The organism is Hymenobacter sp. 102, from assembly GCF_049949205.1.
In the GTDB taxonomy this organism is placed as follows: Bacteria; Bacteroidota; Bacteroidia; order Cytophagales; family Hymenobacteraceae; genus Hymenobacter.
This window is the reverse complement of record NZ_CP188172.1, coordinates 4,488,815-4,510,410: the sequence shown is the minus strand read 5'-3', so window position 1 is coordinate 4,510,410 and position 21,596 is coordinate 4,488,815. Positions and strand designations below refer to the sequence as shown.

Here is a 21,596-nt window from a genome sequence, read left to right as displayed (position 1 = left end):
TGGTAGCGTTGGCAAAAAGCTGTTATGCCGAGCGAAGCGGAGAATCTGGATTTAGCACTTACCGGCTGACCCAGGTTTTCCGCTTCACCCGGCATGACAGGTTTGCTACACCTGCATGGGTTTCGTGGCCAGCACTTTATCCGGCGTAATGGGCAGGCTGCGGATACGCTTGCCGGTGGCGTGGAACAAGGCATTGGCCACGGCGGCGGCCACACCCACCATCGAAATTTCCCCGATACCCTTCACGCCCATGGCGTTGATGTAGGGGTCTTTCTCGTCGATGAACTCCACCGTCATGTCCGGAATATCCGCGTTGACGGGGATGTGGTAGTCGGCCAGGGAGGCGTTGGTGTAGCGGGCCATGTTGGGGTCGCGCACGGTTTTCTCCATCAGGGCCGAGCCGATGCCGAAGATGCTGCCCCCGATAATCTGGGAGCGGGCAGTTTTGGCGTTGAGGATGCGGCCGGCCCCGTGCACGCTCACCCAGCGCGTGACGCGCACGGTGCCCAGGTCGGGGTCGACTTTGACCTCGCAGAAGTGGGCCCCGAAGGAGTGCATGGAGTGGTTGCCGGCCTCGTCCTTTTTGGTGGGGTCGGCGTTGGCGGCGGCCTGGGCATCTTCGTAGCCGCTGCCGTAGCGGCCCTGCCCGTTACCCTCCACGTCCGACATTTCGGCCCGCTTCATCAGGTCGGCGTAGCTCTCACCCTTCTGCGGGTTCGATTTCAGCTGCAAGCGGCCCTGCTTCACTTCCACGTCGGCGGCCTTGGCCCGGTACAGCGGCGACTTTTTATCCAGCACCGCTACTTTAATCAGCTTCTGCCACACATCCTGCGCCGCCATGTAGATGGACGAGGACACCGTGCCCGCCGCCACTGAGCCGCCCGAGTTGGGAGCCGTGGGCAGCTTGGTGTCGCCCAGCTCGAAGCGCACCTTGTCGGGCGCAATCCAGAGCGAGTCGGCGGCTACCTGGGTCATTACGGTGTACGTGCCGGTGCCCAGGTCGGTGGCCCCGGTTTGCACCAGGGCGTGGCCGTCGGCGTAAAGGCGCACCCGGGCCGTACCCTGGTTGTTGTGCACCGGATAGCTGGCCGTTGCCATGCCCCAGCCCACCAGCAGGCGGCCGTCGCGGGTCTGGCCGGCTTTGGGGTTGCGCTTGCTCCAGCCAAACAGCTCAGCGCCGCGCTGGTAGCACTGCTTCAGGCTTTTGCTGCTCCAGGCCTGGCCGGTGCTGGGGTCCTTCTCGGCGTAGTTGCGCAGCCGGATTTCCAGCGGATCGAGGCCCAGCTGGTAGGCCAGGTCGTCCATTGAGCACTCGAGGGCGAACGAGCCCGGGGCTTCGCCGGGGGCCCGCGTAAACGTGGAGGTCATCACGTTAGCCCGGGCCAGCTGGTAGGTCGCCTCGAAGTTAGGGCACTCGTAAAGGATGTTGATGATCTTGCTGTTGGGCTCCGCGTAGTTGTCCCAGGGCGAGGTGGTGGAGGTTTTTTCGTGAATCAGGGCCGTGAGCTTCCCCTCCCGGGTGGCCCCAAGTTTCAGGGTCTGGGTCTGGTCTTCGCGGTGGCCCATGCTGGTAAACATCTGGGGGCGCGTGAGGGCCAGCTTCACCGGCCGGCCTACCGCCCGGGCGGCCTGCACCGTGAGTACGGTGTGGGGCCAGCTGGAACCCTTGCAGCCGAAGCCGCCTCCGAGGTACTTGGTCACGACCCGCACCTGCTCGGCCGACAGCCCCAGCATCGTACTGAGGGCCTTCTGGGTGCGCGTTACACCCTGGGTGGCATCGTACACGGTGAGGCGGTCGGGGGCTTCCCAGTGGGCAGTGGTGGCCCCGGGCTCCATGGGGTTGTGGTGGTTGATGGCGTGGTCGTAGGTGTGCGTGAGCTGCACTGGCGCGGCGGCAAAGGCCTGCTGGGGGTTGCCGCGCACGGTGCGGGCCTTGGTTTTGCCGTCCTGTACCTTTTCGGGGTCGAAGAGCTGGGCCTTCTTATCCTCGTAGGAAGCAATGGGAGCCTCGGCCGTCACCTGAATTTTCAGCAGCGCCGCCGCGTGCTGGGCGCGCTCCAGCGTATCGGCCACCACCAGGGCCACTGGCTGGCCGGCGTAGTGAACTACATCCGAGGTGAGCGGCATAAAGCCCATGGGGGCCCCAATGGCTTTTTTACCCTCGGGGTCGTTGGGGGTTTTGGCCAGCTTGGGCAGGTTCTGGTGCGTGAGCACGGCCAGCACGCCCGGCTGCTTCAGGGCCATGCTGGCGTCGATGCTCTGGATGCGGCCCTTGGCCACGTCGCTGGTGCGCAGTACGGCGTGGCAGAGCCCAGGCAGGTTGTTGAATTCGGCAGAATAGCGGGCCTGGCCGGTTACTTTGGCCCGGCCATCTACCCGGTCCAGGGGTTGCCCTACCGACCCGGCCTGGGGGTTGGTCTCGAAGAAGCTTGGTTCTGTAAAATCCATGGTTGCAAGACGTCAGTGGTTAGGCTACTTTCAGCAGGGCCTGCACCAGGGTGTTCTGGGCCAGCTCCACCTTGAAGCCGTTATGCTCGCGGGGCTGGGCACCACGTAATGCGGCCGCGGCGGCGGCCTGGAAAGTGGCTTCCGTGGCCGGCTGCCCTACTAGGGCTTTTTCCGCCTCCGGACTGCGCCAGGGCGTGGTTCCTACCCCGCCCAGGGCCACCCGGGCCGCGCGGATGGTGCCGCCCTGCACCTCCAGCCCCACGGCGGCCGAGGCCAGGGCGTAGGCGTAGCTGGCCCGCTCCCGCACCTTCAGGTAGGTGGAGCGGCGGGCGTGGGCAGTAGCCGGAATCAGCACCGAGACAATCAGTTCCCCGGGCTCCAGCACCGTTTCCTTCTGGGGGGTGTTGCCCGGCAGCAGGTAGAACTCCGTAACGGGTACCCGGCGCTGCTTGCCCTTGGCGTTTTCCAGCGTCAGCACGGCATCCAGGGCCGCCAGGGCCACCGACAAGTCGCCGGGGTAGGCCGTGGCAATGCAGGACTCGGAGGTTCCCAGGATAGCCAGGTTGTGGTTGTCGCCCTGCAGGGCGGAGCAGCCTGAACCGGGCACGCGCTTGTTGCAGGGAAACGCCGCGTCGCGGAAGTAGCCGCAACGGGTGCGCTGCAGAATATTGCCCCCGATGCTGGCCATGTTGCGCAGCTGGGGCGAGGCCGCCAGCAAGAGCGACTCCGACACGGCCGGAAACTGCTCCTTCACCAGCGGGTGTTCACCCACGTCGCTCATGCGTTCCATGGCCCCAATGCGCAGTCCGTCCTTGGTCTGCTCAATGCCCTTGAAGGGCAGCATATTGATGTCTACCAGCTGCGGATGCTCCTCTAAGTTGGCTTTCATCAGGTCCAGCAGCGTGGTGCCGCCGGCAATGTAGGCAGCAGCCGGCTGGTCCTTGCGGATGCCGGTAGCTTCCTTGGCCGTACTGGCCTGGGTATAGCTGAAGTTGTTCACTTTGTTGAGTGTTGAGAGTTGAATGATGAGTTATGAATTGCGTTTGGCTGAATCAGGAATTGCCCATGGGCAATTCCTAATTCAGCACGCATCATTCAACTCTTCCCGGCTACTTCCCGCACGGCGGCCACAATGTTGGGGTAGGCCCCGCAGCGGCAGAGGTTGCCGCTCATCCACTCCCGGCACTGCTCGTCGGTGGTGGCGTGGCCTTCCTGCACGCAGGCTACCCCGCTTAGTATCTGGCCGGGGGTGCAGTAGCCGCACTGGAAGCCGTCGTGCTTGAGAAAGGCTTCCTGCATGGGGTGCAGCTTATCACCCTGAGCCAGGCCCTCAATGGTGGTAATTTGCTTGCCCTGGTGCATCACGGCCAGCGTGAGGCAGCTGTTGATGCGCTTGCCATCTACCAGCACGGTGCAGGCCCCGCACTGGCCATGGTCGCAGCCTTTCTTGGTGCCGGTCAGGTCCAGGTACTCGCGCAGCGCGTCGAGCAGCGTTACCCGGGGCTCAGCCTGCACGGTGCGGACGGCCCCGTTCACGTTCAGCCGTAGCGTGCTGACGCCCTCTACCGTTTTGGAATACGCCGCCAGCCGCTCGGCCTGCGATACGATGGGTGGAGCCAGGGCCAGGCCCAAAATGCCACCCGCCTGTTTCATAAACGAGCGACGGGTACCGTCCTCGGGGCGGGGCGTGGGCTGCGGCCCATCCAAAGATTCAGGAGAAGATGCTGTTGCCATAACCGGGAGTTGAAGTAAAAGTCTGCACCACATATCCGCCTCTACTCCAAATAACTATTCGCGGGCAGACCAACGGGTTTGGCCGGAACACACCATCCTGGTTTAGTAGCTGACAGCAGCGTTATACCTTGGTGTACGGCGGTGTGTCAGCATTGTTGAGGTAGGTACACGCTTTTGCGCCGCGCATGGCTATATAGCCATGCTCAAACAGCCGAAGCAACGCTGATGCCTATTCTCAGCCCTGTTACAACAGGTTCCTGCCCGGTGCAGGAATGCACCACTTCGTGTTTTCCCCACGGGCCGCTTCACAAATGCCATTCACGGCAGAGACGTGACACGTTGCGGCTCTGCGGCGCATGTACGCCTGGGGAGGCGCGGGTTGGGTCAACTCTGCTGGGCTGATCTGCGGCAACTACTAACAAACATTAGTTTGCAGGTAATTTCTGCTTACATTAGCACCTGCTAATTGATCATCCTGCTATGCTGACCACTCGCAAAACCAACCGTCGGCAACTCATCCTCGACGAAGCCGCCAAGCTATTCAAGCAGAAGGGGTTTGGCGGCACTTCCATGCGCGACCTGGCCCGGGAAGTGGGTATGGAAGCGGCCAGCATGTACAACCACATCAAGAGCAAGGACGAAATCCTGGACCTGATCTGTACCCGCATTGCCCACACCTACATTTCCCAGCTGGCCGACATTGAGCAGACCGACGCCAGCTACGCCGACAAGGTAAAGGCTCTGATCCGGCTGCACATCCGACTGATGATTGAGGACGGCGCGGCCGTATCCGTGGCCAACCACGATTGGAAATACCTGCCCGAGCCCCAGCTCACGGAGTTCAAGCAGGCCCGCAAAGACTACGAAAAAGGCTTCGCGCAGTTGATTGAGAAAGGCATTGCGGCCGGCGAGTTTCAACCCGTAAACGTATCGGTGGCCCTGTTTACCATTCTCTCGGCGGTGCGCTGGGTAGAGCTCTGGTACCGCCCCGGCCGGGAGCTGTCGGCCGAAGAGCTCGAAGACCACATCATCACCATGCTGCTCACCGGCCTGGCCAAGTAGTACTTAGTTGTTGGTGCTTAGTGCGCAGGCCGTTCAACGCCAGCACAAACTAAGCACTAGGCACTAGGCACCAAGCAATTCAAAACACATGAGTCGTTTTCACACTGTTAAAGTTAAGAGCATCACCCGCGAAACGCCGGACTGCGTGAGCGTGGCCCTGGACGTGCCCGCCGAACTGCGGGAAACGTTCCGGTTCACGCAGGGGCAGTACCTTACCTTCCGCCGCCATCTGAACGGGGAGGAAGTGCGCCGCTCCTACTCCATCTGCAGCAGCCCCCTGGACAATGAGTGGCGCGTGGCCATCAAGCAGGTGCCGGAAGGCCGGTTTTCCACCCACGCCGTGCAGCAGCTGCGCGTGGGTGAGGAACTGGAGGTGATGCCGCCGATGGGTCATTTCACCACTCCGCTGCACGCTGACAACCAGAAGCTGTACGTGGCGTTTGCGGCCGGCTCAGGTATTACACCGGTGATGTCCATTGTCAAGACTATTCTGCTCACCGAGCCCGGCAGCCAGGTGTACTTGGTATACGGCAACCGGGGCCGCAACTCCATCATCTTTAAGGAGCAGATCGAGGCCCTGAAAAACCGGTTTGTGGACCGCCTGAGCGTGTACCACATCCTGAGTCGTGAGCACGGGGAGGCCGATTTGTTTTTCGGCCGCATCGATAAGCAGAAGGCTCAGCAGTTTCTGCAGAAAATCATTCCGCCCCAGGAAATTGATGAGGCCTTTATCTGCGGGCCCGAGGAAATGATTCTGGGCGTGAAGGAAGCACTGACGGAAGCCGGCGTGGCCCCCGAGAAGGTGCATTTCGAAATGTTCACCTCCGCTGAGGGTGCCAAACGCAAAGCCGAGCGCCAGGCCCAGCGCCCCAGCGGTGAGGACGACAAGCAGAGCGTAGTAACCGTACAGCTGGAAGGCACCAAGTACCCGCTGCCCATGTCGTACTACGGCGACACGATTCTGGATGCCCTGCTGGAGCGCGGCGTGGATGCCCCCTACTCCTGCAAAAATGGCATGTGCAGCACCTGCCGCTGCCGCGTAACGGAAGGCTCGGTGGAAATGGACGTTAACTACTCGCTCTCCGAAAAAGAGGTGGCCAAAGGCTACGTGCTCAGCTGCCAGGCCCGCCCCACTTCCGAGAAGGTTTCGGTGGATTTTGACCAGTAATACGCCCTCGTGGCACATGCTTTAGCTTGTGCCGGAACTGCCCGACAGACCGGTTTTGCCCGGTATGGCACAAGCTAAAGCATGTGCCACGAAAATTTCCTACATTTAACTAACGATTGTTAGTTACTCTTTGTTGAAGAAGCATGGAAACGCTAGAACTTACCCAGGAAGAACAGTTTCAGGCCCGCATTGACGAGGACATCCGCATTGAGCCCAAGGACTGGATGCCGGAAGCCTACCGCAAAACCCTGATCCGGCAGATTTCGCAGCACGCGCACTCCGAGCTGGTTGGGATGTTGCCCGAGGGCAACTGGATTACCCGCGCCCCTTCGCTCAAGCGCAAATCCATTCTGCTGGCCAAGGTGCAGGATGAAGCCGGCCACGGCCTCTACCTTTACTCGGCCGCCGAAACCCTGGGTGCCTCCCGCGACCAAATGCTGGCCGACCTGCACTCGGGTAAGGCCAAGTACAGCAGCATCTTCAACTACCCCACCCTGAGTTGGGCCGATATGGGCACCATTGGCTGGCTGGTAGATGGCGCGGCCATTCTGAACCAGGTGCCGCTGTGCCGCACCAGCTACGGCCCTTACGCCCGCGCCATGGTGCGCGTGTGCAAAGAGGAAAGCTTCCACCAGCGCCAGGGCTTCGAAATCATGCAAACCCTGTGTGAGGGTGCGCCCGAGCAGAAGGCCATGGCCCAGGAAGCCCTCAACCGCTGGTGGTGGCCCACGCTGATGATGTTCGGCCCCAAAGACGCCGACTCGCCCAACACCGAGCAGAGCATGAAGTGGCGTATCAAGCGCTTCACCAACGATGAGCTGCGCCAGAAATTCGTGGACATGATGGTACCGCAGGCCGAGTTCCTGGGCCTTACCGTGCCCGACGATAAGCTCAAGTGGAACGAAGCCAAGCAGGGCTACGACTTCGGCGACGTGGACTGGGCCGAATTCTGGGACGTGGTAAAAGGCAACGGCCCCTGCTCCCGAGAGCGGCTGCAGGCCCGCGTGGATGCCTGGGACCAGGGTGCCTGGGTACGCGAAGCCGCCCTGGCCCACGCCGAGAAGCGCAAGCAGCGCGCCGAGGCCGCCGCGTAGTGACCTCACCCCCTAGCCCCCTCTCCGTAGGGAGAGGGGGAACTAGCTTTTAGTTTTAGCTTCTTCTCTCCTAACCTCTTAACGCTTCCGCTCACTGGCAAGGACAGTTTCTAGAATTAAAAACTAGAGCTAGTCCCCCCTCTCCCTACGGAGAGGGGGCTAGGGGGTGAGGTTCCTCGTATGTCTCAGAAAGAATGGCCGCTGTGGGAAGTATTCATCCGCAGCAAGCAAGGTCTCGACCATAAGCATGTGGGCTCTTTGCACGCCGCCGACGCCGAAATGGCCATCCAGAACGCCCGCGACGTGTACACCCGCCGCCTCGAAGGCGTGAGCATCTGGGTGGTGGAAAGCAAGCACGTGCACGCCTCCAACCCCGATGACTCGGCTGCTTTCTACGAGCCGGCCAACGACAAAATTTACCGCCACCCCACGTTCTACACGGTGCCGGACTCCATCAAGCACATGTAACCGGCGGGCCGCTATGCAAGATTCCCACACCATTGTAGTGCCCGACGTGACGCCCGAGCTGCGGCAGCAGCTATTTGAGTATGTGCTACAGTTGGCCGATACCAGCCTCATTCTGGCCCACCGCCTGAGCGAGTGGTGCGGGCACGGCCCCATTCTGGAGCAGGACCTGGCCATGGCCAACATTTCCCTCGACCTGTTGGGCGAGGCGCGCAGCTACTACCAGTACGCGGCCGAGCTGGAAGGCCGGGGCCGCACCGAGGACGATTTGGCCTATCTGCGCAATGCGGTGGAGTACCGCAACGTGCTGCTGGCTGAGCAGCCCAACGGCGACTTCGCCCACACCATTGTGCGGCAGTTTATCTATGATGCGTTCCACTACCACCTGCTGCTGCACCTGCAAACCGGCCCCGATAAGCAGCTGGCCGCCATTGCCGAAAAATCGGTAAAGGAAGCGGCCTACCACGTGAAGTGGAGCGCTGAGTGGGTTATCCGCCTGGGTGATGGCACCGAGGAGAGCCGCCGCCGCGTGGAAGCCGCCATCAACGCCCTCTGGCGCTATTCGGGTGAGTTGACTACGCCTTCGGCTACCGAACAGGTCTTGCAGGCCGCCGGTTTCCTGCCCGACCACGCCGCCATTCAGCAGCAGATTGATCAGCACGTGGAGCGGGTATTTGTCGAGGCTACGTTGCCGGTTCCGCAGGGCGTATTTATGCAGAAGGGCGGCAAAATCGGCCGCCACTCCGAGCACCTGGGCTACCTGCTGGCGGAGCTGCAGTACCTGCAACGTACTTACCCCGGCTTGCAATGGTAGAGCACGCAACGGCACCCACCGAGGAGCGCATCTGGCAGCTGCTGGAAGAAGTTTCTGACCCCGAGGTGCCGGTGCTCAGTATTCTGGACCTGGGCATTGTGCGCGGGGTAGAGCTGCGCGGCGACGAGGTGCACGTGACTATCACGCCCACCTACTCGGGCTGCCCGGCCATGAATACCATTGCCACCGATATTCGGTTGCGGCTGCTGGCCGAGGGTATCACCAAACTCCACATCCACAACCAGCTCAGCCCAGCCTGGACGACGGCGTGGATGTCGGAGGCCGGCAAACAGAAGCTGGAAGCCTACGGCATTGCTCCGCCCCAGGACGCCACCGGCCACGTGCTCAACCTCTTCGGGCAGGAGCCCGTGCTGCGCTGCCCGCACTGCAAATCCACCAACACCCGGCTTGTTAGCCAGTTCGGCTCCACCGCCTGCAAAGCGCATTACCAGTGCAACGACTGCCTAGAGCCCTTTGACTACTTCAAATGCCATTGAGCACTAGAACTAATTCCCCTCCTCAGATGAGGAGGGGCTAGGGGTGGTTGACAACCGTTGAACATCATCTAGTTCTAGTTTCTACTTCTAATCTTTCAACCACCCCTAGCCCCTCCTCATCTGAGGAGGGGAATTAGACCTAGTTTACGCCTTTTCCCACCCTTTCCCACATATGACCGACTCTCTCCATTTCTCCCTCGATGGCGGTGTGGCCGCCATCCGCTTCAACCGGCCGCAGGTATTCAACAGCGTGAATAAGGACGTGGCGCTGGCCCTGCAGCAGCAGTTGCGCGAGTGCCAGCAGAACCCTGAAGTGCGCGCCGTGCTGCTCACCGGCACCGGCAAAGCCTTCTGCGCCGGCCAGGACCTGGCCGAAATTACCGGTCCCAACGCCCCCGAGGTAGCCGACATCGTGGAGAAGCATTACAACCCCATCGTGGAGCTGATTCGGGCCTTGGACAAGCCGGTGGTAGCGGCCGTGAATGGTGTGGCCGCCGGCGCGGGGGCCAACCTGGCCCTGGCCTGTGATGTGGTGGTGGCGAAGGAGTCGGCCTCGTTTATTCAGGCGTTCAGCAAAATCGGGCTGATTCCGGACAGCGCCGGCACTTACTTTCTGCCCCGTCTCATTGGTATGCAGCGCGCTTCGGCCCTAATGATGACCGGCGACAAGGTATCGGCCCAGGAAGCCGTGCAGATGGGCATGATCTACAAAACCTTCCCCGACGATACCTTCGAGCAGGAAGCCGATGCCCTGGCCCGCAAGCTGGCCGCCATGCCCACCAAGGGCCTAGCCTACACCAAGCAGCTGCTCAACCAGAGCTTCGGCAACGACCTCACCCGCCAGCTCCGCGCCGAGGGCGACTACCAGCTCCGCGCCGGCAGCACCGCCGACTACAAAGAAGGCGTAGCCGCCTTCCTTGAAAAACGCCAGCCCACGTTCACGGGGAATTAAATGATTGGGTGGTTGGGTAGTCAGGTGGTTGGCAGTTCAATAACTATGTAGAGCGGCTAACTACCCAACCACCTAACCACCCAACCACCTAACCATCCAACACATGACTATCGGAATTATTGGCAGCGGGGCTATGGGGGCGGGTATTGCGCAGGTGGTAGCCCAAGCCAGGCACCCGGTGCGCCTGCTCGACCAGAACACGGCTGCCTTGGACCGGGCCGTGGCCGGCATCCGCAGTGGCCTCCAGAAGTTGGCGGAGAAAGGCAAACTCACCCCGGAAGCGGCCGCCGCCGCCGCCGCCCGCGTGCAGCCCACCACCGAGCTCGGCCAGTTTGCCGACTGCGGGCTGGTGCTGGAAGCCATTGTGGAAGATCTGGGCGTGAAGCAGCAGCTGTTCCGGGAAGTAGAGCTGGTGGTTGCGGCCGACTGCGTGCTGGCGTCCAACACGTCGTCGCTGTCCATTGCCAGCATTGCGGCGGCCTGCCAGCGGCCCGAGCGGTTTATTGGCATCCACTTCTTCAACCCCGCCCCGCTGATGCAGCTGGTGGAGGTGATTCCGGCGGTGCAGACGCGCGCCGGACTGGCCGAGGAAATCCGCCAGCTGGTACAGCGCTGGGGCAAGCTGCCGGTGCTGTGCAAAGACACGCCGGGCTTCATTGTGAACCGCATTGCCCGGCCCTTCTATGGCGAGGCCATCCGGCTGCTGGAGGAAGGCGTGGCCGACGCCGCCACCATCGACTGGGCCCTCACCGAGCTGGGCGGCTTCCGCATGGGGCCTTTTCAGTTGATGGATTTCATTGGGCACGACGTGAACTACCGGGTCACGGAATCGGTGTTCACTTCGTTTTTCTTCGACCCGCGCTACAAGCCCAGCTTCACCCAGAAGCGCCTGTTTGAGGCCGGCTACTACGGCCGCAAATCGGGCCGCGGCTTTTACGACTACCGGGACGGGGCCACCCTGCCCGAACCCACCCGCGACGAGGTGCTGGGCCGCCGCATTGTGCAGCGCGTGCTGGCCATGCTCATCAACGAAGCCGCCGACGCCCTGCACCTGCGCGTCGCCTCGGCTCCCGACCTGGAGCTGGCCATGACCAAGGGCGTAAACTACCCCAAGGGCCTGCTGCAGTGGGCCGATGAGCTGGGCCCCGCCACCGTGCTGGCCACCCTCGACGCGCTGTACGAGGAATACCACGAAGACCGGTACCGCGCCAGCCCGCTGCTGCGCCGGCTGGTAAAAGCCCATCAACCCTTCCTGCAGCATGAGCCAGCCGACGCCCGCTGAGCTGGTGGCCCGCGCCGAGGCCGTGAAAAACCGGATGCTGGAGCATGACGCCTTTAGCCACTGGCTGGGGCTGGAGGTGACGGACATGGCCCCCGGCTACTGCCGCCTGCAGTTTCGGGTGCGGCCCGAGATGCTCAACGGTTTCGGCATTCTGCACGGGGGCGTGGCCTTTGCCGCCGCCGATTCGGCTTTTGCCTTCGCCTGCAACAGCCACGGCCGCCAGAGCGTGGCCCTGAGCGTCACCATCGACTACCTGGAGCCCGGCCGCCCCGATGACCTGATTACGGTGGAAGCCCGCGAGGAAAGCCTCCGCCACAAAGTGGGCGTGTACCACCTGCGCCTCACCAACCAGCACGGCACCCTGCTGGCCCTGTTCAAAGGCACCGCCTACCGCACCAGTACGGAAGTATTGTAAAAATTAGGCCGTCATGCTGAGCTTTCCGAAGCTTCTCTACTGCTTCATTTGAATGTTGATTACTGATGCATAACAACACGTCCGATGCCCTGCAACGCTTTCTGGAACAGATACCATCTATAGTGCATGTAGCTGGTGTAGAAACTAATGAAGCGGGAATGTGGTCAGTTAAGTTTAGAATCGACATTCAACATCCTCTGGCTTGGCACGTGGTGCAAGAATTAGGACACGTGGCCAACTGCTTATCTGTGAACGAGCGGCTGCCGACGGCCTTCTACCCAGTTTCTCCCCCTCCTTATAGCAATGGCGGACCACTAGAATTTCTGTCCTGGGTGCTTGAAAACAAACACCCGGATTTTAAGCCTGCCGATATGAAAGAATGGCTTGAAGGCAGATTACCTCAGCCAGTAAACGACGAGTCAGAATGGGTAACTGACGATGAAGATGTCGAATAACCGCGCTGTAGCTCCAAGGAAGCAGTAGAGATGCTTCGACAAGCTCAGCATGACGTTCTATTTATAACCTACTCACCACCCGACCATATGACCACTCTCGAAAACTACACCCTCGGCCGCTGGCACGCCGGCTCCGGCGACCAGCAGGAACTCTACGACGCCTCCACCGGCGAAGTCATTGCCCTGGCCCACCCCGAGGGCTACGACTTTGCCTCTATCCTCGACTACGGCCGCCGCGTGGGCAACCCCGCGCTGCGCAAGCTCACCTTCCACGAGCGGGGGCGCATGCTCAAGGCCCTGGCGTTTTACCTGCAGGAGCGCAAGGAGCAGTTCTACGAGCTGAGCTACCGCAGCGGCGCCACCCGCGCTGATTCCTGGATTGACATCGAGGGCGGCATCGGCAACCTGTTTGCCAACGCCTCTTTGCGCCGCAAATTCCCCGACAAGCCGTTTTACGTGGAGGGCGAGCCGGTGGGCCTGAGCAAGGGCGGCACCTTCATGGCCCAGCACCTGCTGGTACCCCGCGAGGGCGTGGCCGTGCACATCAACGCCTACAACTTCCCCATCTGGGGGATGCTGGAGAAAATTGCGGTGAACCTGCTGGCCGGCATGCCCGCCGTGGTGAAGCCCGCCGTGCCCACCGCCTACCTCACCGAGGCCGTGGTGCGCGAAATCATCAAATCCGGTATTCTGCCTGAGGGCGCGCTGCAGCTGGTGGTGGGCTCGGGCCAGGGTATTCTCGACCACGTGACCTACCAGGACGTGGTAACCTTCACCGGCTCGGCCGCCACCGGCCGTAAGCTGCGCGCCCACCCGCGCATCGTGGAGGAAGCCGTGCCCTTCACCATGGAGGCCGACTCGCTGAACGCCGCCGTGCTGGGCCTCGATGCCCAGCCCGGCACCCCGGAGTTCGACCTGTTTGTGAAGGAGGTGCGCAAGGAAATGACGGCCAAGTGCGGGCAGAAGTGCACCGCCATCCGCCGCATCATCGTGCCCGAAAACCTGCTGGAAGACGTGCAGATTGCCCTGGGCAAGGCCCTGAGCCAAACCACTGTGGGGCACCCGCTGGCCGAAGGCGTGCGCATGGGCGCGCTGGCCGGCCGCGAGCAGGCCGCCATTCTGCGCGACAAAGTGCGCCGCCTGGCCGAGCGCACCCCCATCGTGTACGGCGACCTGGACACGGTGAACATCCTGGGCCAGGAGCGCGGGGCCGATGCCGCCAAGGGCGCGTTCATCTCCCCCATCCTGCTGCTGAATGAGCGGCCCTTCGAGCACCTCGACTCGCACGAGGTGGAAGCCTTCGGGCCGGTGGCCACGCTGATGCCCTATAAAGACACCGCCGAAGCCGTGCGCCTGACCAACATGGGCCGCGGCTCGCTGGTAACCAGCATTGCCACCAACAGCGCCGAGGTGGCGCAGGAGTTTGTGCTGGGCGCAGCTACGCACCACGGCCGTATTCTGGTGCTCAACGAGGAAATGGCCAAGGAAAGCACCGGCCACGGCTCCCCGCTGCCCCAGCTCATTCACGGCGGCCCCGGCCGCGCGGGCGGCGGGCAGGAAATGGGCGGCATCCGGGGGGTGGAGCACTTCATGCAGCGCGTGGCCCTGCAAGGCTCACCCAGCATGATTACGGCCATTACCCAGGTGTACCAGCCCAAGGCCAAGCAAATCGAGAAGGACAAACACCCCTTCCAGCACTACTTCGAGGAGCTGGAAATCGGGCAGGCCTACGTGACGCACAAGCACACCGTCACGGAAGCCGATATTACCAACTTCGCGCAGGTATCGGGCGACAATTTCTACGCCCACGTGGATGAAACCTCGCTGGAAGGCACGCTCTTCACCGGCCGCGTGGCCCACGGCTACTACATCCTGAGCAAGGCCGCCGGCATGTTTGTGGACCCGCGCAAGGGCCCGGTGCTGCTCAATTACGGCCTCGACGAGTGCCGCTTCACCAAGCCCGTGTACCCCGGCACCACCATCGGCGTCACGCTGACGGTGAAGGAGAAAATCGGCCAGGAGAAACGCGACGAAACCGACGTAGCCAAGGGCATCGTGCGCTGGCTGGTAGAAGTAACCGACCAGACCGGCGAAACCGTGGCCGTAGCCACCATCCTCACGATGGTGAAAAAGAAGAACCAGGAATAGATTTCCCGCAGTGTTTCGCGGTGGAAGGCGCAGGGTTTCGCAGTGCACTGCCGCCCGGCCACCGCGAGACCCTGCGCCTTCCCACCCCGAGACACTGCGCGAACCTTCCCCATGAACGACATTCTTACCGCTGGCAAAGTAGAAACCACCACCGATGACCGGGGCGTGGCTACCATCAGCTTCTTCCACCCCAGCCACAACTCCCTACCGGGGGCCCTGCTCACGGAGCTGGCCGAAACCATCACCCGCGTAGGCCAGGAAGCCGCCACTAAGGTTATCATCCTGCGCAGTGAGGGAGACAAAACCTTCTGCGCCGGGGCCTCCTTCGATGAGCTGATGGCCATTGAAGATGAAGCCCAGGGCCAGACTTTCTTTTCGGGTTTTGCCAAGGTGATTAACGCCTGCCGCACCTGCCCCAAAATCATCATCGGCCGGGTGCAGGGCAAAGCCATTGGCGGCGGCGTGGGCGTGGCCGCGGCTACCGATTACTGCTTCGCCACCCAGCAGGCCTGGGTGAAGCTCAGCGAGCTGGTGGTGGGCATTGGTCCGTTTGTGGTGGGTCCGGCCGTAGAGCGCAAAATCGGCAAGGCCGCCTTTGCCCAGCTGGCCCTGGATGCCGCCGAGTTTCGCACGGCTACCTGGGCCTGCAACCACGGCCTGTACGCCGAAGTGCACGACACCATCCGCCACCTCGACGAGGCCGTAACCGCCTTTGCCGGCAAGCTGGCTGCCTACAATCCCGAGGCCCTCACCGAGCTGAAACGGGTACTCTGGCAGGGCACCGAGCACTGGGACCAGCTGCTGGTGGAGCGCGCCGGCATCAGCGGCCGATTGGTACTGTCCGACTTCACCCGGCAGGCCCTGCAGCGGTTTAAAAGCTAACCCGCTGTAGCTGACAAGAAAAACGTATCGGGCTCAGCGAAAGCCGGTACCGGAAGTTACCAGGAGCAGCTTCCGGTACCGGCTTTTTTCAGCTTGTCCATCTGCCAAAAAGGCTCCTATTAGCTTCAAACGGGCTTTCACCAGAAAATATTACCCTCTAATCCGTTTCTAATCTACCTCTAATTCAGCCCTAATACAGGGGGCGTACTCTTGCATAACCAACCACCGAATCCGGTTATGCAACGCTCTGTTTTCGTGCTGATGGCGGCCCTGCTGCTCAGCCTTCTTACCCGCCCCGCCGCGGCTGCTCCCCTCGCCGGCGACACGGTGCGGCTCTCCCTCTCCGACGCCGAACAACGGTTCGTGCAGTATAACCTGAACCTGCTGGCTCAGCGTTACAACGTGTCGGCCGCAGAGGCTCAGATTCTGCAGGCCAAGCTCTGGGACAACCCCACCATCTCGCTGGAGCAGAACGCCTACAACCAGCTCACCCACAAAACCCTCGACGTAACGCGCACCGGCAACACCGCCGTGCAGGTGCAGCAGCTGTTTGCCCTGGCTGGCCGCCGCAAAGCCGCCGCCAGCGTGGCCCAGCAGAATGCTTTGGTGGAGCAGTTCACCCTCCAGGATTTGCTGCGTACCCTGCGCTACCAGCTCCGTAGCACTTTCTACGACCTGTATTTTAAGCAGCAGAGCGTGGGTGTGTATGACAAGGAAGTAGCCAGCTTCCAGCGCACCGTGAGCCTGTACCAGGGCCAGTACGACAAGGGCAACATTGCCCTGAAAGAGGTGATTCGGCTGAAAGCCTTCCTGTTTCAGCTCCGCAACGAGCGGCAGGCCCTGCTCAACGACATAGCCTCGGAGCAAGCCGAGCTGCGCACCCTGATGCGCGACACCACCGGGGCCTACTACCTGCCCCAGGCCGACCAGAACCGCCTGAAAGCCCTGAGCCTGACTGGCCGCACCGAGGCGCAGCTCATCGACTCGGCCCAGGTGAACCGCGCCGACCTGAAAGCCCGCCAGGCCGCCGTGCAGCAGCAAACCCAGAACCTGCGCCTGCAGCGCGCTTTGGCCACCCCCGACCTGGCCGTGGGCTACGTGTACGACCGGGCCGGCAACTACATCCAGAACTACAACGCCCTCACGCTGGGCGTGGCCGTGCCCATCTTCAACCGCAACCAGGGCAACATTCGCACGGCGCAAAACCAGATGGAGGTGAGCAAGGCCCAGCTGGGTCAGCAGCAGCTGCAGGTGCAGAACGACGTGCAGGAAGCCTGGCGCCTGGCCCGCCAGAACGACCAGCTCTACCAGGGCACCGACCGGGAAACCTCCGACTTCGACCGCCTGATGAAGGGCATTGACGAGAGCTACGCCAAGCGCAACCTCACCGTCGTGGAGTTTCTGGATTTCTACGAGAGCTACAAGAACAACCTGGTGCAGCTCAACAACCTGCGCGCCAACCGGGTGCGCGCCTTCGAACAACTCAACTACGCCGTGGGCCGCCCGGTGTTCAACGCCGAATAATCATGCTGCCGACTTCTCAACCTTCTCTTTCTCCCCTCAAACGCCCTTTCCCAATGACCCGCTTTGCCACTCTGGCCACTTCCTTGGCCCTCCCGCTCGCCCTGGGATTGGCGGGCTGCTCGAAATCCGAAGAAACCGACGCCCCGCAGAAGGCCGAAGCCGGCTTCTCGATGTCGGACCAGATGCTGCGGGAGCTGAAGATTGACACGGTGCGCCAGGAGCCCGTGCGCGACGAGCTGAACCTCTCGGGCCAGATTGCCACCGACGGCGACAAAACCGTGAAGGTGTACCCGCTGGTGGGCGGCGTGGTGGAGCAGTTGAGCGTGGAGCTGGGCGACCATGTGACCAAGGGCCAGGTGCTGGCCGTCATCAAGAGCGGCGAAATTGCCGACCTGCAGAACCAGAACAGCACCGCCGGCACCGACCTGGATATTGCCCGCAAAAACCTCTCGGTGCTGGAAGACCAGTACAAAGCCGGCCTGGCTTCGGAGCGCGACGTGACGCTGGCCCGCCAGGAGCTGCGCAAGGCCCAGAGCAACGTGGGCAAAACCAACAAGCAGCTGGGCGTGTACGGCGTATCGGCCGACGGCACCTACACGTTGCGGGCCCCCATTTCGGGCTTCATCACCGAGAAGAACGTGACCGACCACATGCAGTTCAACGCCGACAACGTGGGCAACCTGTTCACGGTGAGCAACCTCGACGACGTGTGGATCATGGCCAACGTGTTTGAGTCGGACATCAGCAAGGTGCAGGAGGGCTACCAGGCCGACGTAACTACCCTCTCCTACCCTGACAAGCACTTCCAGGGCCGCATCGACAAGGTGTTCAACGTGCTCGACCCGGAAAGCAAGGTGATGAAGGTGCGGGTGAAGCTCAACAACCCCGGTTATCAGCTCAAGCCCGAGATGTACGCCCAAATCAAGGTCCTCAACACCGAAAATCAGCAGATGCTGGCCGTGCCCGCCAAGTGCGTGGTATTTGATAAGGACCGCAACTTCGTGATGGTGTTCAAAGACCGGCACCACGTGGAAACCCGGGAGGTTCAACTCTTCAAAACCGTGGGCGACGTGAGCTACGTGCAATCAGGCCTGAAGGACGGGGAGCACATCATCGCCCAAAACCAGCTGCTGGTCTACGACGAGCTGAACGACTAGAGCTAGAAAGCTAGCTCCCCTCCTCAGATGATGTTGCGCATCAAGCAAGGAGGGGTTGGGGGTGGTTGACCGGAGCGCCAGCCCGTCATCTAGAGCTAGTGCTAAAAACTATCCAACCGCTTATCAACCACCCCCAGCCCCTCCTCATCTGAGGAGGGGAGCTAGGCTAGCACTGCCTTTTTCTAGCTCTAGTTACCGCCTTCCAGCTTCTCCAAAATCCATGAACAAATTCATCCAGGGCATTATTGCCTTTTCGCTCAAAAACCGGGGCTTCGTGTTTCTGATGACCTTTGTGGTCATTGTGGCCGGGGTGATGAGCTACCGGAATACGCCTATTGAGGCCTTTCCGGACGTCACCAACACCGAAATTACCATCATCACGCAGTGGCCCGGCCGCTCGGCCGAGGAGATTGAGAAGTTCGTCACGGCGCCCATTGAAATTGCCTTGAACCCGGTGCAGAAGAAAACCAGCATCCGCAGTACCACCCTGTTCGGGCTGTCGGTGGTGAAGGTGATTTTCGATGATGGCGTGGACGATGCCTTTGCCCGGGTGCAGGTGAACAACCTGCTCAGCCAGGCCGACCTGCCCGAGGGTGCCGACCCCGACGTGCAGCCGCCCTACGGCCCCACCGGCGAGATTTTCCGCTACACCCTTAAGAGCAAGGACAAAACCACCCGCGAGCTGAAAACCCTGCAGGACTGGGTGGTGGAGCGCAACCTGAAAGCCGTGCCCGGCGTGGCCGACGTGAACAGCTTCGGCGGCGAGGTGAAGGACTACGAAATCAGCGTGAACCCCGGCAAGCTCCAGGACCTGGGCCTCACCCCCCTGGACCTCTACAACGCCATCCAGCGCAGCAACATCAACGTGGGCGGCGACGTGATAAACGAGGGCCAGCAGAACTACGTGGTACGCGGCATTGGCCTGCTCAACAACATCAACGACATCAACAACACCGTCATCAAGAACGTGAACGGGGCCCCCATCCTGGTGAAGGACGTGGCCATCGTGCACGAATCAGCGTTGCCGAAGCTGGGCAAGGTGGGCCGGGGCCTGAACGACGACGTGCTGGAAGGAATTGTGGTGATGCGCAAGGGCGAAAACCCCTCCGAAGTCATTGCCCGCGTCAAAGACAAAGTAGCCGACCTCAACGAGAAGATTCTGCCCTCCGACGTGAAGATTCAAACCTTCTACGACCGGCAGCAGCTCATCGACTTCTCCACCGAAACCGTGATTCACAACTTGCTGGAGGGCATTATTCTGGTGACGGTTATTGTGTTCGTGTTCATGGCCGACTGGCGCACTACCATCATCGTGTCGGTGATTATTCCGCTGGCCTTGCTGTTTGCGTTTATCTGCCTGCGGCTGAAGGGTATGTCGGCCAACCTGCTCAGCATGGGCGCCATCGACTTCGGCATTATCATCGACGGGGCCGTGGTGATGGTGGAAGGGCTCTTCGTGGCCCTCGACCACAAGGCCCATAAGATGGGTATGGAGCGCTTCAACAAGCTGGCTAAGCTGGGCCTCATCAAGAAAACCGGCCGCGACATGGGCAAGGCCATTTTCTTCTCCAAAGCCATCATCATCACCGCGTTGCTACCCATTTTCTCCTTCGAAAAGGTGGAAGGCAAGGTGTTCTCGCCGCTGGCCTGGACGCTAGGTTTTGCCCTGCTGGGGGCCCTGATTTTCACGCTCACGCTGGTGCCGGTGCTCACCTCGCTGCTGCTCAAAAAGAACGTGGTGGAGAAGGATAACTTCTTCGTGCGGGGCATCAACCGTGGGGCCGAGCGGTTCTTCCGCTTCACCTACGCCCGCAAAACCGCCAGTCTGCTGGTAGCCACCGTGGCCGTAGTGCTGGGCATGGGCGCGTTCCACTTCCTGGGTTCCGAGTTCCTGCCCGAGCTGAACGAAGGCTCCATCTACGTGCGGGCCCAACTGCCCCTGAGCATCAGCCTCGATGAATCGAACAAGCTTTGCAACGAGATGCGCCGCGTGTTCCTGTCGTTCCCCGAGGTGGGCGACGTAGTGAGCCAGACCGGCCGCCCCAACGACGGCACCGACCCCACCGGCTTCTACAACAACGAGTTTCTGGTGCAGCTGAAGCACACCCCCGCGGTGGAAGCCGAAATGAAGCACAAAGACAAGCGCGAAGCCCTGATTGAGCACATGAAAGAGAAGCTAAACCGCTTCCCCGGCGTGGATTTCAACTTCTCCCAGCCCATCACCGACAACGTGGAGGAAGCCGCCTCGGGCGTGAAAGGCTCCATTGCGGTGAGGATTTACGGCACCGACCTGAAGCTGATGGAGGAAAAAGCCCGCCAGGTGTACGGTATCCTCAAAAAGGTAAAAGGTATCGATGACCTGGGCGTGCTCCGCAACATTGGTCAGCCCGAGCTGCACGTGGATTTGGATGAGCAGCGCATGGCCCAGTACGGCGTGAGCAAAGCCGACGCCAACGCGGTGCTGGAAATGGCCGTGGGCGGCAAGCAGGCCTCGCAGATGTACGAGGGCGAGCGGAAGTTCCCCATCCGGGTGCGCTACCAGGAGCAGTTCCGCCAGACGCCCGAGGAAATTGCCGCCCTCATGGTGCCCACCCAGAACGGTACCACCATTCCCCTCTCCGAAATTGCCACCATCGGCGACGTCAACGGCCCCTCGCTCATCTACCGCGACGATAACCAGCGCTTCGCCGCCGTGAAGTTCAGCATCCGGGGCCGCGACATGGGCAGCACCGTCGAGGAGGCCCAGAAAAAGGTAAACGCCGTGGTAAGCCTGCCCAAAGGCTACAGCATGAAGTGGACCGGCGACTTCGAAAACCAGCGCCGCGCCACCCAGCGCCTCACGCAGGTGGTGCCGGTGTCGTTGGCCCTCATCTTCTTCATCCTGTTTATCCTGTTCGGCAACCTAAAAGATGCCGGGCTGGTGCTCCTGAACGTGCCGTTTGCCATCATCGGCGGAATTGCGGCGTTGCTCATCACGCACACCAACTTCAGCATCTCGGCCGGTATCGGCTTCATTGCCCTGTTCGGTATCTGCATCCAGAACGGGGTGATTCTGATATCGGTGTTCAAGCAGAACATGGTGCGTAAACTCAGCCTGGACCGCAGCATCCACGAGGGCGTCACCAGCCGCGTCCGCCCCGTGGTCATGACGGCTCTGATGGCGACCATCGGCCTGATGCCCGCCGCCATCAGCACCGGCATCGGTAGTGAAACCAGCAAGCCCCTGGCCATTGTGGTAATTGGCGGCCTCATCACCGGCACCGTCCTCACCCTGTTCATCTTCCCCCTGATTTTCGAGCGGGCCTACCGCGCCGAGCACACCCACTACGGCGACGACCCGCAGTTGCACCCCGAGCGGCAGCAAGCCGTGCTGGCGCATTAGGTTGAAACATAAAACGCCCGGTCATTGACCGGGCGTTTTGTTTGTGTAAAACGGTGTAGAGACGCAACTGCTCTTGCGCCTGTCAAATCAGCACGCCGCGAGACGTACCTATTGCAT

At 61.5% G+C, this 21,596-nt stretch carries 18 protein-coding genes; 15 read left to right on the top strand and 3 right to left on the bottom strand.

All coding sequences use genetic code 11. The features are described 5' to 3' along the window. Positions 1–105 precede the first annotated feature (105 nt). The 3 genes from ACN19L_RS19525 to ACN19L_RS19515 form a co-directional block, all read right to left on the bottom strand. Complete coding sequence (locus tag ACN19L_RS19525; RefSeq protein ID WP_426491134.1) at positions 106–2,448, bottom strand: xanthine dehydrogenase family protein molybdopterin-binding subunit; 2,343 nt, start codon at positions 2,446–2,448, stop codon at positions 106–108. 19 nt (positions 2,449–2,467) lie between these two features. After that, the gene (locus tag ACN19L_RS19520) at positions 2,468–3,448 is read right to left on the bottom strand and encodes an FAD binding domain-containing protein (protein WP_426491133.1); all 981 of its coding nucleotides are present in this window, start codon (positions 3,446–3,448) and stop codon (positions 2,468–2,470) included. 95 nt (positions 3,449–3,543) lie between these two features. Then, a complete protein-coding gene (locus tag ACN19L_RS19515; protein ID WP_125432705.1) occupies positions 3,544–4,182 on the bottom strand; it encodes a (2Fe-2S)-binding protein in 639 nt (212 codons plus the stop codon). Between the two features lie 480 nt (positions 4,183–4,662). Between ACN19L_RS19515 and ACN19L_RS19510 the strand changes: the two genes are divergently transcribed. From ACN19L_RS19510 to ACN19L_RS19440, 15 genes are all read left to right on the top strand, one after another. Further along, the gene (locus tag ACN19L_RS19510) at positions 4,663–5,244 is read left to right on the top strand and encodes a TetR/AcrR family transcriptional regulator (protein ID WP_426491132.1); all 582 of its coding nucleotides are present in this window, start codon (positions 4,663–4,665) and stop codon (positions 5,242–5,244) included. Between the two features lie 88 nt (positions 5,245–5,332). Further along, positions 5,333–6,412 carry a 1,2-phenylacetyl-CoA epoxidase subunit PaaE gene (gene paaE, locus ACN19L_RS19505; protein ID WP_426491131.1) on the top strand — a complete coding sequence of 360 codons (1,080 nt, stop codon included), beginning with the start codon at positions 5,333–5,335 and terminating at the stop codon, positions 6,410–6,412. Positions 6,413–6,555: 143 nt separating this feature from the next. Beyond that, the gene (gene paaA / locus ACN19L_RS19500) at positions 6,556–7,506 is read left to right on the top strand and encodes a 1,2-phenylacetyl-CoA epoxidase subunit PaaA (RefSeq protein ID WP_426491130.1); all 951 of its coding nucleotides are present in this window, start codon (positions 6,556–6,558) and stop codon (positions 7,504–7,506) included. Positions 7,507–7,686: 180 nt separating this feature from the next. Then, positions 7,687–7,974, top strand: a complete 288-nt coding sequence (gene paaB, locus ACN19L_RS19495; protein ID WP_125432697.1) for a 1,2-phenylacetyl-CoA epoxidase subunit PaaB — start codon at positions 7,687–7,689, stop codon at positions 7,972–7,974. A 13-nt stretch (positions 7,975–7,987) separates the two neighbouring features. Beyond that, on the top strand, positions 7,988–8,785 hold the full coding sequence (gene paaC, locus ACN19L_RS19490) for a 1,2-phenylacetyl-CoA epoxidase subunit PaaC (protein ID WP_426491129.1): 798 nt from the start codon (positions 7,988–7,990) through the stop codon (positions 8,783–8,785). Further along, positions 8,779–9,282 (top strand): 1,2-phenylacetyl-CoA epoxidase subunit PaaD, encoded by a 504-nt coding sequence (paaD, locus tag ACN19L_RS19485; protein ID WP_426491128.1) that lies wholly within the window; start codon positions 8,779–8,781, stop codon positions 9,280–9,282. Before paaC ends, paaD begins: the two co-directional genes overlap by 7 nt. A gap of 172 nt (positions 9,283–9,454) precedes the next feature. After that, on the top strand, positions 9,455–10,234 hold the full coding sequence (locus tag ACN19L_RS19480; protein WP_426491127.1) for an enoyl-CoA hydratase-related protein: 780 nt from the start codon (positions 9,455–9,457) through the stop codon (positions 10,232–10,234). Between the two features lie 103 nt (positions 10,235–10,337). Next, positions 10,338–11,516, top strand: coding sequence for a 3-hydroxyacyl-CoA dehydrogenase NAD-binding domain-containing protein (locus tag ACN19L_RS19475; protein ID WP_426491126.1), 1,179 nt, complete (start codon positions 10,338–10,340; stop codon positions 11,514–11,516). Next, the gene (gene paaI, locus ACN19L_RS19470) at positions 11,494–11,931 is read left to right on the top strand and encodes a hydroxyphenylacetyl-CoA thioesterase PaaI (RefSeq protein ID WP_426491125.1); all 438 of its coding nucleotides are present in this window, start codon (positions 11,494–11,496) and stop codon (positions 11,929–11,931) included. The genes ACN19L_RS19475 and paaI overlap by 23 nt, the downstream gene beginning before the upstream one ends. 65 nt (positions 11,932–11,996) lie before the next feature. Further along, positions 11,997–12,386, top strand: a complete 390-nt coding sequence (locus ACN19L_RS19465) for a hypothetical protein (protein ID WP_426491124.1) — start codon at positions 11,997–11,999, stop codon at positions 12,384–12,386. 87 nt (positions 12,387–12,473) lie between these two features. Continuing rightward, on the top strand, positions 12,474–14,534 hold the full coding sequence (gene paaZ, locus ACN19L_RS19460; RefSeq protein ID WP_426491123.1) for a phenylacetic acid degradation bifunctional protein PaaZ: 2,061 nt from the start codon (positions 12,474–12,476) through the stop codon (positions 14,532–14,534). 111 nt (positions 14,535–14,645) lie between these two features. Beyond that, positions 14,646–15,416, top strand: a complete 771-nt coding sequence (locus ACN19L_RS19455; protein WP_426491122.1) for an enoyl-CoA hydratase/isomerase family protein — start codon at positions 14,646–14,648, stop codon at positions 15,414–15,416. Positions 15,417–15,653: 237 nt separating this feature from the next. After that, positions 15,654–16,940 carry a TolC family protein gene (locus tag ACN19L_RS19450; protein ID WP_426491121.1) on the top strand — a complete coding sequence of 429 codons (1,287 nt, stop codon included), beginning with the start codon at positions 15,654–15,656 and terminating at the stop codon, positions 16,938–16,940. A gap of 53 nt (positions 16,941–16,993) precedes the next feature. Then, complete coding sequence (locus tag ACN19L_RS19445; RefSeq protein ID WP_426491120.1) at positions 16,994–18,097, top strand: efflux RND transporter periplasmic adaptor subunit; 1,104 nt, start codon at positions 16,994–16,996, stop codon at positions 18,095–18,097. Positions 18,098–18,317: 220 nt separating this feature from the next. Continuing rightward, positions 18,318–21,479 (top strand): efflux RND transporter permease subunit, encoded by a 3,162-nt coding sequence (locus ACN19L_RS19440; RefSeq protein WP_426491119.1) that lies wholly within the window; start codon positions 18,318–18,320, stop codon positions 21,477–21,479. The last annotated feature ends 117 nt before the right edge of the window (positions 21,480–21,596 follow it).

What these genes read in the sequence shown, in the direction of transcription:
- ACN19L_RS19525 (WP_426491134.1), bottom strand. Translation starts at nt 2,448, where the DNA reads ATGGATTTTACAGAACCAAGCTTCTTCGAGACCAACCCCCAGGCCGGG.
- ACN19L_RS19515 (WP_125432705.1), bottom strand. Translation starts at nt 4,182, where the DNA reads ATGGCAACAGCATCTTCTCCTGAATCTTTGGATGGGCCGCAGCCCACG.
- ACN19L_RS19510 (WP_426491132.1), top strand. Translation starts at nt 4,663, where the DNA reads ATGCTGACCACTCGCAAAACCAACCGTCGGCAACTCATCCTCGACGAA.
- paaE (WP_426491131.1), top strand. Translation starts at nt 5,333, where the DNA reads ATGAGTCGTTTTCACACTGTTAAAGTTAAGAGCATCACCCGCGAAACG.
- paaA (WP_426491130.1), top strand. Translation starts at nt 6,556, where the DNA reads ATGGAAACGCTAGAACTTACCCAGGAAGAACAGTTTCAGGCCCGCATT.
- paaB (WP_125432697.1), top strand. Translation starts at nt 7,687, where the DNA reads ATGTCTCAGAAAGAATGGCCGCTGTGGGAAGTATTCATCCGCAGCAAG.
- paaC (WP_426491129.1), top strand. Translation starts at nt 7,988, where the DNA reads ATGCAAGATTCCCACACCATTGTAGTGCCCGACGTGACGCCCGAGCTG.
- paaD (WP_426491128.1), top strand. Translation starts at nt 8,779, where the DNA reads ATGGTAGAGCACGCAACGGCACCCACCGAGGAGCGCATCTGGCAGCTG.
- ACN19L_RS19480 (WP_426491127.1), top strand. Translation starts at nt 9,455, where the DNA reads ATGACCGACTCTCTCCATTTCTCCCTCGATGGCGGTGTGGCCGCCATC.
- ACN19L_RS19475 (WP_426491126.1), top strand. Translation starts at nt 10,338, where the DNA reads ATGACTATCGGAATTATTGGCAGCGGGGCTATGGGGGCGGGTATTGCG.
- paaI (WP_426491125.1), top strand. Translation starts at nt 11,494, where the DNA reads ATGAGCCAGCCGACGCCCGCTGAGCTGGTGGCCCGCGCCGAGGCCGTG.
- ACN19L_RS19465 (WP_426491124.1), top strand. Translation starts at nt 11,997, where the DNA reads ATGCATAACAACACGTCCGATGCCCTGCAACGCTTTCTGGAACAGATA.
- paaZ (WP_426491123.1), top strand. Translation starts at nt 12,474, where the DNA reads ATGACCACTCTCGAAAACTACACCCTCGGCCGCTGGCACGCCGGCTCC.
- ACN19L_RS19455 (WP_426491122.1), top strand. Translation starts at nt 14,646, where the DNA reads ATGAACGACATTCTTACCGCTGGCAAAGTAGAAACCACCACCGATGAC.
- ACN19L_RS19450 (WP_426491121.1), top strand. Translation starts at nt 15,654, where the DNA reads ATGCAACGCTCTGTTTTCGTGCTGATGGCGGCCCTGCTGCTCAGCCTT.
- ACN19L_RS19445 (WP_426491120.1), top strand. Translation starts at nt 16,994, where the DNA reads ATGACCCGCTTTGCCACTCTGGCCACTTCCTTGGCCCTCCCGCTCGCC.
- ACN19L_RS19440 (WP_426491119.1), top strand. Translation starts at nt 18,318, where the DNA reads ATGAACAAATTCATCCAGGGCATTATTGCCTTTTCGCTCAAAAACCGG.